The organism is Mycobacterium sp. NGS35, assembly GCF_059812855.1.
Map to the genome: position 1 here is coordinate 190,742 of NZ_JCALDL010000002.1, position 13,975 is coordinate 204,716.

A 13,975-nucleotide genomic window follows, 5' to 3' on the forward strand; every position below is an offset into this window, starting at 1 on the left:
AATGGACGTCGAAGGCAGGGTGGCGGTCGTCACCGGCGGGGGCTCGGGTATCGGGCGAGCGCTGGCCCTCGCGCTCGCAGAGTCGGGCGCGCGTGTGGTGGTCGGTGACGTCGACGGGGGGGCGGCGCAGCGGACCGCCGAGTCAATCGCGGGGGATGCGGTGGCATGCCAGGGCGACGCGAGCGTCGAGGGTGATATCGCCGAGCTGATCCGCTCGGCCACAACGAATTTCGGTGAGGTGGACATCTACGTCGCGAACGCCGGCATCGGGGGAGCGCCCGGGCTGGGCACCGGCGACGCGGACTGGGACCGGGTGCTGGACGTGAACCTGCGCGCGCACATCCGCGCAGTCAGGCAGCTGATCCCCACCTGGGTGTCGCGCGGCTCCGGCTACTTCGTGTCGGTGGCGTCCGCCGCCGGGCTGCTGACTCAACTCGGCGCTGCCGGATATGCGGTGTCCAAACATGCGGCGCTCGCCTTCGCGGAGTGGTTGGCGATCACCTACGGCGACGACGGCGTGGGCGTCAGCTGCGTCTGCCCGATGGGGGTGGAGACCGCGCTGCTGGCCGAGCTGCGTGAATCCCCTGATGCCGATGGACGATTGGCGGGCCGTTCGGTCACCAGTGCGGGTGAGGTGCTGACGCCTGAGACGGTGGCTAGGGCTACGTTGGATGCGGTGCAGCAGAACAGGTTTCTGGTGTTGCCGCACCCGGAAGTGCTCGACATGTACCGGATGAAGGGCTCTGACTACGAGGGGTGGATCGCCGGCATGCGTCGGTATCGCCGGAGTCTGACCGCCGATGGCTGAGCTGTCGCGGCGCGGGCTGCTCCTCGGTGCGCTGCTGATAAGTGCCGCCGGGTGCAGCGTGAAGTCGACACTGGCCGACCCAGCCGAGCCGCTGCCTGCGCTCGACGAACAGATCGCGGCTCTGGAACGTCGGCACAACGCCCGAGTGGGGCTGTTCGCGTCGGACCTCGGGTCGGGGCGCTCAGCGGAGTACCACGCCGACGACACGTTCGCGATGTGTTCGACGTTCAAGGGCTACGCCGCGGCGAGCGTACTGCAACGCTGCGACCGCACAGAACTGCATCTGAGCGACGAGGTGTTCGTCGATCCCCAAGCGGTCGTGCCGAATTCGCCCGTCACGGAACCACAGGCCGGGCATGCGATGACACTCGGGCAACTGTGTGCGGCAGCGCTGCAGCGCAGCGACAACACCGCAGGGAACCTGCTGCTGACCACGATCGGTGGGCCGGGGCAGATCACCGCGTTCGCGCGCAGCATCGGCGACGACAGGACGCGCCTCGATCGCTGGGAGACCGAACTGAACACCGCGCTGCCGGGGGATCCGCGCGACACGTCGACCCCACGGGCGCTGGGCAATGGTTACCGCGATTTATTGACCGGTACGGCGTTGACGGTGTCCAGTCGCCAGCAGCTCGACGATTGGATGAGGGCCAATGTGACGTCGAGTATGCGCGCGGGATTGCCGCAGGGATGGACCAGCGCCGACAAGACCGGCAGCGGCGACTACGGCAGCACCAATGACGTCGGCATCGCGTACGGGCCGGATGGGCGGAAGGTTCTACTGGCGATCATGACCCGGACGGCCGGTGACGATCCGAAGGCGGACAACGACCGGGCGCTGATCGGCGAGCTGACTTCGCTGACCTTCTCCGCTCTCGACTGACGTCGGCTAACCCAACACGGCCGTCGGTTCGGTGAAGGGCAGGCCGAGGTCATGCGCCACCTGCTTGTTGAGCAATGCGCCCTCGTGCGTCGAAAGTCCCTTCGCCACTGCAGGATTCGCTCGGCATGCATCGCGCCAGCCGCAGTCCGCGAGTGTGATTACGTAGGGCATCGTGGCGTTGGTGAGCGCGAATGTTGACGTGCGGGGCACAGCACCGGGCATATTGGCGACGCAGTAGAAGACGGTGTCGTGCACGATGAAGGTCGGCTCGTCGTGGGTGGTGGGTCGGGAGTCCTCGAAGCAGCCGCCTTGGTCGATGGCGACGTCCACCAGCACCGCGCCGGATTTGATCTGCGCCACAAGGGTATTGGAGATCAACCTGGGTGTTTTCGCGCCGGGGACGAGCACTGCGCCGATCACCAGGTCGGCGCGCTTGACCGCGCTCTCCAGCTCGAGGGTTGACGAATAGCGGGTGCTGATGCGTCCGCCGAACTCCGCGTCCAAGGCGCGCAGCTTGGCGACGTCGACGTCGAAAACAGTGACGTGTGCTCCCATGCCGCAGGCGATGCGCGCGGCGTTGTAGCCGGCAGTGCCGGCGCCGATCACCACGACGTCGGCGGCCCCGACGCCGGGCACGCCGCCCATGAGTACGCCGCGGCCGCCGGTCGGTTTCATCAGGTGGTATGCGCCCACCTGGGCGGCCAGTCGTCCGGCGACCTCGCTCATCGGTGCCAGGAGAGGCAGTGCGCCGTCGGGAGTCTGCACCGTTTCGTATGCGATCGCGGTGACGCCCGAGCGCAGCAGTGCTTCGGTGCACGGCGGCGACGCCGCGAGGTGCAGGTAGGCGAACAGCGTTTGGCCGCGGCGCATCAACGCGTATTCGGCTTCGATCGGCTCCTTGACCTTCAGCAGCAGATCCGCGTGCTCCCAGACGCGTTCGGGGTCGGCGATGATCTGGGCGCCGGCGGACTTGAAGTCGGTGTCCGAGATCGACGAGCCACGGCCGGCGCCCGCCTGGATGACGACGTCGTGCCCGCGCCGAGTGAACTCGGCTACTCCAGCCGGCGTGATCGCGACCCGGTATTCGTTGTTCTTGAGTTCGGTGGGGACGCCGACGCGCATGCTGGCTCCTTGATGGCCGGTGAACCAATTCTGAAGAAGCTTCGTTGTCTATGCAATTCACTGGTACAAAATTCTGTAGAGTCGCAGTGTGACAGAACGATCGACGAAGATCGGGGTGGACCGCGGGGAGCGCCCGAAGAATGTTCAGCCGCAACTCGACGACGTCGACCGGCGAATTCTCACCGCTCTCCACGACGACGCGCGGATATCCAATAGCGCGCTGGCAGAGCTGGTGGGCATCGCGGCGTCCACGTGCCACGGCCGCCTGCGTCGCCTGCAGGACATCGGCGTGATCCGCGGCTTCTATACCGACGTCGATCCGGCGGCGATCGGCCGGCCACTGCAGGCGATGATCGCCGTGAGCCTGCAGTCGAGCGCTCGCGGACGCATCCGCCACTTCATCGCCGAGATCCGCAAACTGCCGCAGGTGATCGATGTGTACTTCCTGGCCGGCGCCGACGACTTCATGCTGCACGTCGCCGCGTGCGACACCGAGGACCTGCGGGCGTTCGTCGTCGAGAACCTCAACGCTGACCCCGATGTCGCCGGCACGCAGACGTCGCTGATCTTCGAGCATCTGCGCGGCGGCGCACCCTTGTAAAGCGCGAACGTGCGTGAAATGGCAGGTGCGACGGCGTGTCGCCGTACAGACGCGCGCGCTCGCGGGGGCAGGCCGCCGCAGTAGGCTGCACGGCATGCGAGTCGGAGTACTGGGTGCCAAAGGCAAGGTCGGTGCGACGATGGTCGCGGCCGTCGAGAAGGCTGACGATCTGACGCTTTCCGCGGAGGTCGACGCCGGTGATCCGCTGTCGCTGTTCGTCGACACCGACACCGAAGTCGTCATCGACTTCACCCATCCCGACGTCGTGATGGACAACCTGAAGTTTCTGATAGACAACGGAATTCACGCGGTCGTCGGCACGACCGGATTCACCGACGACCGATTGCGGCAAGTCGAAGAATGGCTTGAAGACAAGCCTCAGGCGGCGGTTCTGATTGCGCCGAACTTCGCGATCGGCGCCGTCCTGTCGATGCGCTTCGCCCAAGAGGCGGCCCGGTTCTTCGAATCCGTCGAGGTCGTCGAACTGCACCACCCCAATAAGGCCGACGCGCCGTCGGGCACCGCGGCGCGCACCGCAAAGCTGATCGCCGAGGCGCGAAAAGGTCTGCCGCCCAACCCCGATGCCACCTCGAGTGCGTTGCCGGGCGCACGGGGCGCCGATGTCGACGGCATCCCGGTGCACTCCGTGCGGCTGGCCGGGCTCGTCGCGCATCAGGAGGTGCTGTTCGGCACCGAAGGGGAGACGCTGACTATTCGTCACGACAGCATCGACCGCACGTCGTTCGTCCCCGGCGTGCTGCTCGCGGTGCGGCGCATCCGAGAGAGGCCGGGTTTGACCGTCGGCATCGAACCGCTGCTCGACCTGTGAACGACGCGCGCCGCATCCAGCTGCTGATCGGTTTCTTCTGCGTCGCGCTGATCGTCTACTTCGTGATGCTGGGCCGCATCGCCACCGCGCTCGTGGTCTCGGGTCAAGCCGCAGCGATCGGGCTCGGCCTGGCCCTGATGGTCCTTCCGCTCATCGGTCTCTGGGTGATGGTCAGTACGCTTCGTGCGGGCCTGGCTCACCAGCGCCTGGCCCACCTCATCCACGACGACGGCATGGAGCTCGATGTCAGCGCGGTTGCGCGGCTGCCGTCCGGTCGGATCCGGCGCGATGCGGCTGATGCGCTGTTCGACGCTGTGCGTGAAGAACTCGACCGCGATCCCGACGACTGGCGCCGGTGGTATCGGCTCGCTCGCGCCTACGACTATGCCGGTGACCGGGCTCGGGCCCGCAAGGCGATGAGCAAGGCCGTCGACATGCAAGCCCGCGAGGCCAGGCGATGACCAAGACGCTGCTGGTCGTGCATCACACCCCGTCCCCGTCCACCCGCGAGCTCCTGGAAGCTGTTCTTGCCGGAGCCAACGACCCGGACATTCACGGCGTCGACGTGGTGGTGCGGCCGGCACTGGCGGCCACCTTGCCCGACATGCTGCACGCCGACGGCTACCTATTCGGTACGACGGCCAACTTCGGGTACATGTCCGGTGCTCTCAAGCATTTCTTCGACACCGTCTATTACCCAAGCCTTGATCACGTCGCGGGGCGGCCGTATGGGCTGTGGGTGCACGGCAACAACGACACGGTCGGCGCGGCGGCGGCCGTCGAGAAGCTCGCCACCGGACTGGAACTGACCAAAGCTGCCGGGACGCTTGAAGTCACCGGCGCAGTGACTTCGGCAAAGCGCGAACAGGGCTATGAACTCGGTGGCACGCTGGCCGCACTGTTGATGGAGTGACGAGAGGACTGCCACATGCCCGGTCTTGCCGAACTCGCCATCGGCGCCGCGCCCCTGGCCGGGGGAGCCATGCTGGGTTTGGCGGCCGGCCAGCTGAAGGGCCCTGACTTCCGGGGCACGATCAAACAAGACATGGAGTTGTTGCAGGCCCTGCCGCCGGAGCAAGCGGCTCGCCGTGCCGCCCTGCAGCGCACGATCGACCAGCGCATCGACGATCTCGTCGAGGCCAACGAACGCACCCGCCGACTCAGAGTGGCCGCTGCCGGCTACCAGGGCAACTGGCGCGACATCATCCTGTTCATCTCCGCGGTCTTGTTCACCATCATCTGGTGGACCAAGGACAAGCACGGCAACAACTGGCTGCCCATGCTGGTGGTGCTGATCGCCATCTGCATCGTTTCCGCGTTCTACGCGTTCCGTGGCATTCGCCGCAGCCTGGCGGCGCTGCTGCGCCGTCCGAAGCGCTAGCCCGGCAGCGCCGCCTCGAACAAGCGCTGCAGCGCAAGCCAATGCCGCTCGGCGGCTTGCGGGTTGTACGGTACGTTGTCCGGCACCGCGAATCCGTGTGCGGCAGGGTAGGTCTCGATCGTGTGCGGCACCCCGGCGGCCTCGAGTGCCTTGTCCAGAATCTCCGCCTGCTCTGCAGTGAACGACCCGTCGTTCTCGGCTGCGGCCACGTACACGGTCGCGGTCATCCGATCGGCAAGCAGATGCGGACTGTCTTCGCCGTCGGTGACCAGTCCACCGCCGTGAATCGACCCGGCCGCCGCCACCCGATGGGGCACCCGGCCCGCGACGATCACCGAGATCCGCCCGCCCATGCAATAGCCGCACACGCCGAACCGGTCCCCGCGCACCTCGGGCCGCTGCTCGAGAAAGTCGAAGAAGGCGGCCGCATCGGAGGCCATCATGTCCTGGCTGATGCTGCCGATCATCCCGAACAACCGCTTGCGCTCGACCGCGTCGCTGAACGCGGTCTTCATGTCGAACGGCCGCCAGCCGGGGTGGCGGTAGTAAACGTCGGGCAGCAGCACCGCGTAACCGAACCCGGCCAGCGTGTCGGCCATCTCGTGGAACGTGTCGCGCACGCCGCCGGCATCCGGGTACATGACGACGGCCGGCCACGGGCCGCTGCCGTGAGGCGTGTGCAGGGTGACGGGGCAGGACCCGTCCGGGGTGCTGACGGTGGTTGCGACGCTCGGCATGGTTCCGTTCTACCTGCCGTCCCGACAAGTAAGCTGACCGACGTGCCGATCGCCACGCCTTACGAGGATCTGCTGCGCCTGGTGATGGAGCGGGGAACGCCGAAATCGGACCGCACCGGCACTGGCACAAGAAGCCTGTTCGGTCATCAGCTGCGCTACGACCTGTCCGCCGGATTTCCGCTGATCACCACCAAGAAGGTTCACGTCAAGTCGGTCATCTACGAGCTGCTGTGGTTTCTGCGTGGCGACTCCAACGTCGGCTGGCTGCGCGAGCACGGCGTCACGATATGGGACGAATGGGCTTCGGAGACAGGGGATTTGGGGCCGGTCTACGGCGTGCAGTGGCGGTCTTGGCCTACACCGTCGGGTGAGCACATCGACCAGATCAGCGCCGCGCTCGAGTTGCTGCGCACCGACCCGAATTCCCGACGGATCATCGTATCGGCGTGGAATGTGGCCGACATCCCCAAGATGGCGCTGGCCCCGTGCCATGCGCTGTTCCAGTTCTACGTCGCCGACGGCCGGCTCAGTTGTCAGCTGTACCAGCGCAGTGCCGACCTGTTCCTCGGCGTGCCGTTCAACATCGCCAGCTATGCGTTGCTCACCCACATGATGGCCGCTCAGGCCGGGCTGCGCGTAGGCGAGTTCGTCTGGACCGGCGGCGACTGCCACATCTACGACAACCACGTCGAGCAGGTCGCCGAGCAGCTGAGCCGTGAGCCTCGCCCGTACCCGCAACTTGTTCTCGCGCACCGGGATTCGCTGTTCGACTACACCTACGACGACATCGCGATCGTCAACTACAACCCGCATCCGGCGATCAAGGCGCCCGTGGCGGTATGACGCACGTTGGGCTGATCTGGGCCCAAACGACTTCGGGGGTGATCGGTCGCGCCGGCGGTATCCCGTGGCGCCTGCCCGAAGACATGGCCCGCTTCAAAGAACTCACGATGGGCCACACCGTCGTGATGGGCCGGCGCACCTGGGAGTCGTTGCCGCCCAAGGTTCGTCCGCTGCCGGGGCGCCGCAACGTCGTCGTCACCCGACAATCCGACTACGGCGCCGACGGAGCCGACGTGGTGACGTCACTGCACGATGCGCTCACAGATCAACAGGTGTGGGTGATCGGGGGAGGGGAGATCTATCCGCTGGCGCTGCCCCACGCGTCGGTGTGCGAGGTCACGGAGATCGATCTGGACATCCCGCGGCAGGACGACGACGCAGTGGCTCCGGTTCTCGACGAGAGCTGGGTTGCCGAGGACTCGGAGTGGCAGTCGAGCCGCAGTGGCCTGCGCTACCGGTTCAGCACCTACCGTCGGCGATGACGGTCCTCACCCGCGATCAGGCTCGTCGGATCGCGGTCGCCGCCCAAGGATTCGCCGAGCCGGTGCCCGCACGCGTCACCCGTGCGCATCTGCGTCGCTTGATAGCGAGAATCCAAGTACTTCAGCTTGATTCGGTATCGGTAGCGGTCCGCGCTCATTACGCGCCGGTGTTCAGCCGGCTGGGACCCTACGACCGCGCACTGCTGGACAGGGCGGCGTGGAGTCACAGCGCGCGCTCACCGCGGTTGCTCGTCGAGTACTGGGCGCACGAAGCCGCGCTGATGTCGGTCGACGACTGGCCGCTGATGCGCTGGCGGATGCGCGAGTACCGGTACGGCCGGTGGGGCAAGCACATCGTCAAGGCCAATCCACAACTCGCCGAGGACATCATCGCTGCGGTCGCCGAACTGGGCCCGTCCACGGCCGGCCAGATCGAGGAGTATCTCGAGTCCGAGCCGCGGCGCGCCAAAGGGGCATGGTGGAACCGCAGCGACACCAAATGGGTGGCTGAGGCCTTGTTCGCGTCGGGAGTACTGACGACGGCCACGCGCGTCGGTTTCGCACGTCACTACGACCTGACCGAGCGGGTGCTGCCGCCGGAGGTGCTGGCGCGCCGCCTCGACGACGACGAGGCCATCCGGCAGCTGACGCTGCGGGCGGCGACGGCACTGGGTGTGGGTACTGAGGCTGACATCCGCGACTACTTCCGGCTGTCGGCCCGTCAGGTCAAGCCCGCGATCGCCGCGCTGTTGGCAGCCGGTGAGTTGCAACGCGTCGACGTCGAGGACTGGACCGCGCCTGCGTATCTGCGTACCGGGCAGATGGTGCCGCGCCGCGACCGCGGCACGGCGCTGCTGTGCCCGTTCGACCCGCTGATCTTCTTCCGGCCCCGTGTTCAGCGGGTGTTCGGTTTCCACTACCGCATCGAGATCTACACGCCCGCGGCTCAGCGTCGCTACGGCTATTACGTCTGGCCGTTCTTGCTCGACGGCCGGCTGGTCGGCCGCGTCGACCTCAAGCGCACCGACGACGCGCTGCACGTCGTCGGTGCCTTCGTCGAGCCGGGGGAGTCGCCGTCGGGAGTTGCGACCGCGTTGGCCGAGCAATTGCAGAACATGGCGACGTGGCTCGGGCTGAGCGAAGTGGCCGTCGGCGAGCGTGGCAACTTGGTCGACGAGTTGCGACTTCGGTGCGCAAAACGGCGCTGAGCGCCTGTTTACGCACCGAAATCGCCGGTTAGGCTTGCGCACCGTGGCCCAGACCGCGCCGCTCAAGGTGCAGCTGATCGCGAAGACCGAGTTCGTCCCGCCGCCCGACGTCCCGTGGAACACGGACGCGGACGGCGGGCAGGCGCTGCTCGAGTTCGCCGGCCGCGCCTGCTACCAGAGCTGGTCGAAGCCGAATCCGCGGACGGCGACCAACGCCGCATACCTGCGGCACATCATCGACGTCGGGCACTTCTCGGTGCTCGAGCATGCGTCGGTGTCGTTCTACATCACCGGGATCTCCCGCTCTTGCACCCACGAGCTGATCCGCCACCGGCACTTCTCCTACTCGCAGCTGTCGCAGCGCTTCGTCCACGAGCGCGAATCCCAGGTGGTGCTGCCGCCGGGCATCGAAGACGATCCGGAGTTACAGCAGCTGTTCCTCGACGCGGCCGACGCCAGCCGTCACGCGTACACCACGCTCCTGGACAGGCTCGAAGCCAAGTTCGCCGACCAGCCGAACGCGGTCCTGCGACGCAAGCAGGCCCGCCAGGCGGCGCGGGCGGTGCTGCCCAACGCCACCGAGACCCGCATCGTGGTCACGGGCAACTTCCGGGCGTGGCGGCACTTCATCGCGACGCGGGCCAGTGAACACGCCGACGTCGAGATCCGCCGGCTGGCAATCGCCTGCCTGCGCCAGCTCGCCGATGTCGCGCCCGCGGTGTTCGCCGACTTCGCGATCACCACGCTTGCCGACGGGACGGAGGTCGCGACGTCTCCTCTGGCAACCGAGGCTTGACGGGTAGCCTAAGTGCCTGTGAGCACCAGCGGAATCGACGTCGGCGCGCGACTGGGCACCGTGCTGACCGCGATGGTGACGCCGTTTGCACCAGACGGCTCGCTGGACCTGTCCGCCGCTGCGCGGCTGGCCACCCACCTCGTCGAGTCGGGATGCGACGGGCTGGTGGTGTCGGGCACCACCGGCGAGGCCCCCACTACCTCCGATGACGAGAAGATCGCCCTGCTGCGCGCGGTCCTGGAAGCCGTCGGCGACCGCGCCAAGGTGACCGCCGGTGCCGGCACCTACGACACAGCGCACAGCATCAAGCTGGCCAAGGCATGCGAAGCCGAAGGGGCGCACGGCCTTCTCGTCGTCACCCCCTACTACTCGAGGCCGCCGCAGTCCGGACTGGTCGCTCACTTCACCGCCGTTGCCGACGCGGTGAACGTGCCGGTGGTGCTCTACGACATCCCGCCGCGGTCGGTGATACCCATCGACTTCGACACCATCCGCGCACTGGCCGACCATCCCAACATCGTCGCTGTCAAGGACGCCAAAGGCGATCTGCACGGGGCCGCCGAGATCATCGCGTCGACCAAGCTCGCGTACTACTCCGGTGACGACCCGCTGAACCTGCCGTGGCTGGCCATGGGCGCCATCGGCTTCATCAGCGTGATCTCCCACCTGGCCGCCGGCCAGCTGCGAGAGCTGTTGTCCGCGTTCGAATCCGGAGACGTCGCGACCGCCCGCAAGATCAACGTGTCGCTGAGCCCACTGTGCGACGCGATGAAGCGGCTCGGCGGTGTCACCATGGTCAAGGCCGGCCTGCGTCTGCAGGGCATCGACGTCGGTGATCCGCGGTTGCCCCAAGTCGCCGCCACCCCAGCAGAAGTCGACGCACTGGCCGCCGACATGCGCGCCGCTGCGGTCCTGCGCTGATGGCCGAGCTCACGCCGCCGGGGCCGTTGGCGCCCGGCGCGCTTCGCGTGACGGCACTGGGCGGGATCGGCGAAATCGGCCGCAACATGACCGTTTTCGAGCATCTCGGCCGGTTGTTGATCGTCGACTGCGGGGTGCTGTTTCCCGGTCACGACGAACCTGCGGTCGACTTGATCCTGCCCGACCTGCGCCACATCGAAAACCGGCTCGACGACGTCGAGGCGCTGCTGCTCACCCACGCGCACGAAGACCACATTGGGGCCATCCCGTACCTGTTGAAACTGCGCGGCGACATCCCCGTCGTCGGTTCGAAGTTCACGCTGGCTCTGGTCGCCGAGAAGTGCCGCGAACACCGCCTCAAGCCGACGTTGATCGAGGTCTCCGAAGGGCAAAAGCAGCGCTACGGCGTGTTCGAGTGCCGCTATTTCGCGGTCAACCATTCGATTCCCGACGCGCTGGCCATTGCGATCGACACCGGCGCCGGCACCGTTCTGCATACCGGCGACATCAAGTTCGACCAGTTGCCGTTGGATGGTCGCCCGACCGACCTGCCCGGCATGTCGCGGCTCGGCGACAGCGGCGTGGATCTGCTGCTCGTCGACTCCACCAACGCCGAAATGCCGGGTGTCGGCCCGTCGGAAAGCGAGATCGGACCCGCGCTGCACCGGCTGATCCGCTCGGCCGACGGTCGGGTGATCGTCGCATGCTTCGCATCCAATGTGGCTCGGGTGCAACAGATCATCGACGCGTCGGTGTCGTTGGGCCGCAAGGTGTCATTCGTCGGCCGGTCGATGGTGCGCAACATGGGCATCGCACGAGAACTGGGGTTCCTGCAGGTCGCCGACGACGACGTGGTGGATATCGGCGCCGCGGAGGAGATGCCGCCCGAGCGGGTGGTGCTGATCACCACCGGCACGCAGGGCGAGCCGATGTCGGCGCTGTCGCGGATGAGCCGTGGCGAGCACCGCAGCATCACGCTGACCGCAGGCGATCTCATCGTGCTGTCGTCGTCGCTGATTCCCGGCAACGAAGAGGCGGTGTACGGCGTCATCGACGCATTGTCGAAGATCGGCGCTCGCGTGGTCACCAATAACCAAGTGCGCGTGCATGTTTCGGGTCACGCTCACGCCGGGGAGTTGCTGTTCCTGTACAACGGGGTCCGGCCGCGCAACGTGATGCCTGTGCACGGCACCTGGCGGCATCTGCGGGCCAACGCCGCGCTGGCTGCCAAGACCGGTGTGCCCGAAGAGTCGATTCTTTTGGCGGAGAACGGTGTCAGCGTCGACTTGGTCGCAGGCAGGGCGCGCATCTCCGGAGCGGTCCACGTCGGCAAGATGTTCGTCGACGGGCTGGTGCTGGGCGACGTCGGCGATGCGACGCTGGGCGAGCGGTTGATCCTGTCGTCGGGCTTCGTGGCGGTGACGGTGGTGGTGCGTCGGGGGACTGGTCGCCCGGCCGCGCCCGTGCATCTGATGTCGCGGGGTTTCTCGGAAGACCCTAAGGCGCTGGAGCCGGCCATGCGCAAGGTCGAAGCAGAGCTGGAACTGCTTGCGCAGGAACGGGTTACCGAGCCCACGCGGATCGCCCAGGCGGTGCGGCGCACCGTCGGCAAATGGGTGGGCGAGACATACCGTCGTCAGCCGATGATTGTGCCGACAGTCATCGAGGTCTGACGCCCGGGGTTTCGACGGCGTCAGCGCTTGTTGACGTATCCGGCGTCGACGGGCAGTGTCACGCCGGTGATGTAGCGGGCAGCGTCGGACACCAGAAACGCCACCGCGTTGGCGATGTCCTCTGGCGCCAGCACGTCGACAGGCAACGCATTGCCCATGTCGACGTCGGCCGTGCCGACCACCTCCTCGAGCCATCCGCGGATGAACTCGTTGTTGATCATCGGGGTGTCGACACCGGCCGGGTGTATGGAATTCACCCGGATCTTATGCGGCGCAAGGTGATTCGCGTACACCCGCATCAGCCCGACCATCCCGTGCTTGGCGGCCGCGTAGCCGATGGACCCGGGATCCTCGCTGCCACCGCCGACCAGTCCCATCACCGAGCTGATCAGTATGATCGACCCGCCGCGGCCCTGCTCGACCATGATGGGCTTCGCGGCCTCCACGGTGTGGAACGCGCCGGTGAGGTTGACGTCGATCACGTCTCGCCAGCCGTCCACACCGGCTTGCATCGGGGCGATTCCGGCATTGGCAACGACGATGTCCAGCCCGCCGAGCTCGTCGACCCCCGGCTGCAACGCGCTGGCCAACCCGGCCGCGTGACGCACGTCGGCCTCTGTGGCGACAATGCGTGCCCCGGTCTCCTCCACCAGCTTCACCGTCGCAGCCAGGTCGTCGGCAGTAGCCAAAGGGTAAGGGACCGAGGCGATCTGGTCGCACAGATCGACGGCGATGACGTCGGCGCCTTCGGAGGCCAGCTTCACTGCGTGGGCGCGACCCTGCCCGCGGCCCGCGCCGGTGACAAACGCGACCTTTCCGTCTAGCGAACCCATCTGCTAGCCCCGCAGCGTGCCCTTGGCCGGATCGCCCGCAGGCACGGGTTGCAGCATCTTGATGTCGGGCGCGCCGTCCAGGTGCTCGCCGACCTCACCGAACAACGTCGCGATCGCGGGTGCGGTGCTGTGCGTCTTGAGCGCCTCCTCGTCGGCCCACTGCTCGACGAACACGAACGTGCCATTGCTCTCGTGCAGCGCGTACAGCTCACAGCCGGGCTCCTGGTGCACCGCTTCGATCGCCCGCTTACAGGCGTCGCGCACAGTGTCGACGGACTCGGGCTTGGCGGTCATGGTGGCGACGACGACAACGGCCATGTGACTCCTCGGTTCAATGCGGATGAGATCCGCTTCACCGTAACCGTGAGCACTTCGTAGCGACCGTGCCACTCCGCGACAATGACTCCGCAACGTCGGTGCCGTTCGCTGGTCGGCATGTCCACCATCTACGCACAAATCGGCGGAGCCGTGGCCCTGGACGCCGTGGTCGACGACTTCTACGGCCGTGTGCTCGACGATCCCGAACTCGCCGGCTTCTTCAGCGGCGTCAACATGTCGCGCCTCAAGGGCCGGCAAGTCGAATTCTTCGCAGCCGCGCTCGGAGGACCCGAGCCGTACACCGGGGCGTCGATGCGCCAGGTACACCAAGGCCGCGGCATCACGATGCGGCACTTCGATCGGGTCGCCGGCCACCTGACTGCAAGCCTGGAGGCAGCCGGTGTGCCGGGCGAGACGGTCACCCAGATCATCGCGGTGATAGCGCCGCTTGCCGACGACATCGTGACCGCCAAGTCGGCATAACGAGACGCTTTTGTAACTAGTGTGGCGAATGGTGCGATTGAGGCTCATGGGACTAGG

General features: G+C 66.8%; 18 protein-coding genes. 14 read left to right on the top strand and 4 right to left on the bottom strand.

Annotated features, from left to right (window positions below):
• Position 1 precedes the first annotated feature (1 nt).
• Both AC5Y4C_RS05865 and bla read left to right on the top strand, forming a co-directional pair.
• Positions 2-808 carry an SDR family oxidoreductase gene (locus AC5Y4C_RS05865; RefSeq protein ID WP_499963082.1) on the top strand — a complete coding sequence of 269 codons (807 nt, stop codon included), beginning with the start codon at positions 2-4 and terminating at the stop codon, positions 806-808.
• The gene (gene bla, locus AC5Y4C_RS05870; protein WP_499963080.1) at positions 801-1,691 is read left to right on the top strand and encodes a class A beta-lactamase; all 891 of its coding nucleotides are present in this window, start codon (positions 801-803) and stop codon (positions 1,689-1,691) included. The genes AC5Y4C_RS05865 and bla overlap by 8 nt, the downstream gene beginning before the upstream one ends.
• Before the next feature lie 6 nt (positions 1,692-1,697).
• Here bla and ald read toward each other — a convergent pair whose 3' ends face one another.
• Positions 1,698-2,813 carry an alanine dehydrogenase gene (gene ald, locus AC5Y4C_RS05875; RefSeq protein ID WP_499963079.1) on the bottom strand — a complete coding sequence of 372 codons (1,116 nt, stop codon included), beginning with the start codon at positions 2,811-2,813 and terminating at the stop codon, positions 1,698-1,700.
• A gap of 88 nt (positions 2,814-2,901) precedes the next feature.
• Between ald and aldR the strand changes: the two genes are divergently transcribed.
• The 5 genes from aldR (at position 2,902) to AC5Y4C_RS05900 (ending at position 5,624) form a co-directional block, all read left to right on the top strand.
• Positions 2,902-3,414: an HTH-type transcriptional regulator AldR gene (gene aldR / locus AC5Y4C_RS05880; protein WP_499910374.1), complete on the top strand. Its 513-nt coding sequence runs from the start codon at positions 2,902-2,904 to the stop codon at positions 3,412-3,414.
• Positions 3,415-3,508: 94 nt separating this feature from the next.
• A complete protein-coding gene (gene dapB, locus AC5Y4C_RS05885) occupies positions 3,509-4,243 on the top strand; it encodes a 4-hydroxy-tetrahydrodipicolinate reductase (RefSeq protein WP_499963077.1) in 735 nt (244 codons plus the stop codon).
• Positions 4,240-4,704 (top strand): hypothetical protein, encoded by a 465-nt coding sequence (locus tag AC5Y4C_RS05890; RefSeq protein WP_499910378.1) that lies wholly within the window; start codon positions 4,240-4,242, stop codon positions 4,702-4,704. Before dapB ends, AC5Y4C_RS05890 begins: the two co-directional genes overlap by 4 nt.
• Positions 4,701-5,156, top strand: a complete 456-nt coding sequence (locus AC5Y4C_RS05895) for a flavodoxin family protein (RefSeq protein WP_499963075.1) — start codon at positions 4,701-4,703, stop codon at positions 5,154-5,156. The genes AC5Y4C_RS05890 and AC5Y4C_RS05895 overlap by 4 nt, the downstream gene beginning before the upstream one ends.
• Positions 5,157-5,171: 15 nt before the next feature.
• The gene (locus tag AC5Y4C_RS05900) at positions 5,172-5,624 is read left to right on the top strand and encodes a hypothetical protein (protein WP_499910386.1); all 453 of its coding nucleotides are present in this window, start codon (positions 5,172-5,174) and stop codon (positions 5,622-5,624) included.
• Here AC5Y4C_RS05900 and AC5Y4C_RS05905 read toward each other — a convergent pair.
• The gene (locus AC5Y4C_RS05905; RefSeq protein ID WP_499963073.1) at positions 5,621-6,361 is read right to left on the bottom strand and encodes a dienelactone hydrolase family protein; all 741 of its coding nucleotides are present in this window, start codon (positions 6,359-6,361) and stop codon (positions 5,621-5,623) included. The genes AC5Y4C_RS05900 and AC5Y4C_RS05905 overlap by 4 nt on opposite strands.
• A 42-nt stretch (positions 6,362-6,403) precedes the next feature.
• Between AC5Y4C_RS05905 and AC5Y4C_RS05910 the strand changes: the two genes are divergently transcribed.
• From AC5Y4C_RS05910 to AC5Y4C_RS05935, 6 genes are read left to right on the top strand one after another with little or no spacing between them, the layout of a single operon-like run.
• Positions 6,404-7,204, top strand: a complete 801-nt coding sequence (locus AC5Y4C_RS05910) for a thymidylate synthase (RefSeq protein WP_499963072.1) — start codon at positions 6,404-6,406, stop codon at positions 7,202-7,204.
• Positions 7,201-7,686, top strand: a complete 486-nt coding sequence (locus AC5Y4C_RS05915; RefSeq protein ID WP_499910393.1) for a dihydrofolate reductase — start codon at positions 7,201-7,203, stop codon at positions 7,684-7,686. Before AC5Y4C_RS05910 ends, AC5Y4C_RS05915 begins: the two co-directional genes overlap by 4 nt.
• The gene (locus AC5Y4C_RS05920) at positions 7,683-8,894 is read left to right on the top strand and encodes a winged helix-turn-helix domain-containing protein (protein WP_499963244.1); all 1,212 of its coding nucleotides are present in this window, start codon (positions 7,683-7,685) and stop codon (positions 8,892-8,894) included. Before AC5Y4C_RS05915 ends, AC5Y4C_RS05920 begins: the two co-directional genes overlap by 4 nt.
• Before the next feature lie 43 nt (positions 8,895-8,937).
• Positions 8,938-9,690 carry an FAD-dependent thymidylate synthase gene (gene thyX / locus AC5Y4C_RS05925; protein WP_499963070.1) on the top strand — a complete coding sequence of 251 codons (753 nt, stop codon included), beginning with the start codon at positions 8,938-8,940 and terminating at the stop codon, positions 9,688-9,690.
• An 18-nt stretch (positions 9,691-9,708) separates the two neighbouring features.
• The gene (gene dapA / locus AC5Y4C_RS05930) at positions 9,709-10,611 is read left to right on the top strand and encodes a 4-hydroxy-tetrahydrodipicolinate synthase (RefSeq protein ID WP_499910397.1); all 903 of its coding nucleotides are present in this window, start codon (positions 9,709-9,711) and stop codon (positions 10,609-10,611) included.
• Positions 10,611-12,284, top strand: coding sequence for a ribonuclease J (locus AC5Y4C_RS05935; protein ID WP_499910399.1), 1,674 nt, complete (start codon positions 10,611-10,613; stop codon positions 12,282-12,284). The genes dapA and AC5Y4C_RS05935 overlap by 1 nt, the downstream gene beginning before the upstream one ends.
• Before the next feature lie 20 nt (positions 12,285-12,304).
• Here AC5Y4C_RS05935 and AC5Y4C_RS05940 read toward each other — a convergent pair whose 3' ends face one another.
• Positions 12,305-13,117 carry a mycofactocin-coupled SDR family oxidoreductase gene (locus tag AC5Y4C_RS05940; protein WP_499963068.1) on the bottom strand — a complete coding sequence of 271 codons (813 nt, stop codon included), beginning with the start codon at positions 13,115-13,117 and terminating at the stop codon, positions 12,305-12,307.
• Positions 13,118-13,120: 3 nt separating this feature from the next.
• Entirely contained in the window at positions 13,121-13,435 is a 315-nt protein-coding gene (locus AC5Y4C_RS05945) for a putative quinol monooxygenase (protein ID WP_499910403.1), read from the bottom strand.
• Between the two features lie 117 nt (positions 13,436-13,552).
• Between AC5Y4C_RS05945 and AC5Y4C_RS05950 the strand changes: the two genes are divergently transcribed.
• Positions 13,553-13,918: a group I truncated hemoglobin gene (locus AC5Y4C_RS05950; RefSeq protein ID WP_499963066.1), complete on the top strand. Its 366-nt coding sequence runs from the start codon at positions 13,553-13,555 to the stop codon at positions 13,916-13,918.
• Positions 13,919-13,975: the final 57 nt, after the last annotated feature.

What these genes read in the sequence shown, in the direction of transcription:
- AC5Y4C_RS05945 (WP_499910403.1), bottom strand. Translation starts at nt 13,435, where the DNA reads ATGGCCGTTGTCGTCGTCGCCACCATGACCGCCAAGCCCGAGTCCGTC.
- bla (WP_499963080.1), top strand. Translation starts at nt 801, where the DNA reads ATGGCTGAGCTGTCGCGGCGCGGGCTGCTCCTCGGTGCGCTGCTGATA.
- AC5Y4C_RS05900 (WP_499910386.1), top strand. Translation starts at nt 5,172, where the DNA reads ATGCCCGGTCTTGCCGAACTCGCCATCGGCGCCGCGCCCCTGGCCGGG.
- AC5Y4C_RS05920 (WP_499963244.1), top strand. Translation starts at nt 7,683, where the DNA reads ATGACGGTCCTCACCCGCGATCAGGCTCGTCGGATCGCGGTCGCCGCC.
- dapB (WP_499963077.1), top strand. Translation starts at nt 3,509, where the DNA reads ATGCGAGTCGGAGTACTGGGTGCCAAAGGCAAGGTCGGTGCGACGATG.
- AC5Y4C_RS05915 (WP_499910393.1), top strand. Translation starts at nt 7,201, where the DNA reads ATGACGCACGTTGGGCTGATCTGGGCCCAAACGACTTCGGGGGTGATC.
- AC5Y4C_RS05950 (WP_499963066.1), top strand. Translation starts at nt 13,553, where the DNA reads ATGTCCACCATCTACGCACAAATCGGCGGAGCCGTGGCCCTGGACGCC.
- ald (WP_499963079.1), bottom strand. Translation starts at nt 2,813, where the DNA reads ATGCGCGTCGGCGTCCCCACCGAACTCAAGAACAACGAATACCGGGTC.
- AC5Y4C_RS05905 (WP_499963073.1), bottom strand. Translation starts at nt 6,361, where the DNA reads ATGCCGAGCGTCGCAACCACCGTCAGCACCCCGGACGGGTCCTGCCCC.
- AC5Y4C_RS05940 (WP_499963068.1), bottom strand. Translation starts at nt 13,117, where the DNA reads ATGGGTTCGCTAGACGGAAAGGTCGCGTTTGTCACCGGCGCGGGCCGC.
- AC5Y4C_RS05935 (WP_499910399.1), top strand. Translation starts at nt 10,611, where the DNA reads ATGGCCGAGCTCACGCCGCCGGGGCCGTTGGCGCCCGGCGCGCTTCGC.
- AC5Y4C_RS05865 (WP_499963082.1), top strand. Translation starts at nt 2, where the DNA reads ATGGACGTCGAAGGCAGGGTGGCGGTCGTCACCGGCGGGGGCTCGGGT.
- AC5Y4C_RS05895 (WP_499963075.1), top strand. Translation starts at nt 4,701, where the DNA reads ATGACCAAGACGCTGCTGGTCGTGCATCACACCCCGTCCCCGTCCACC.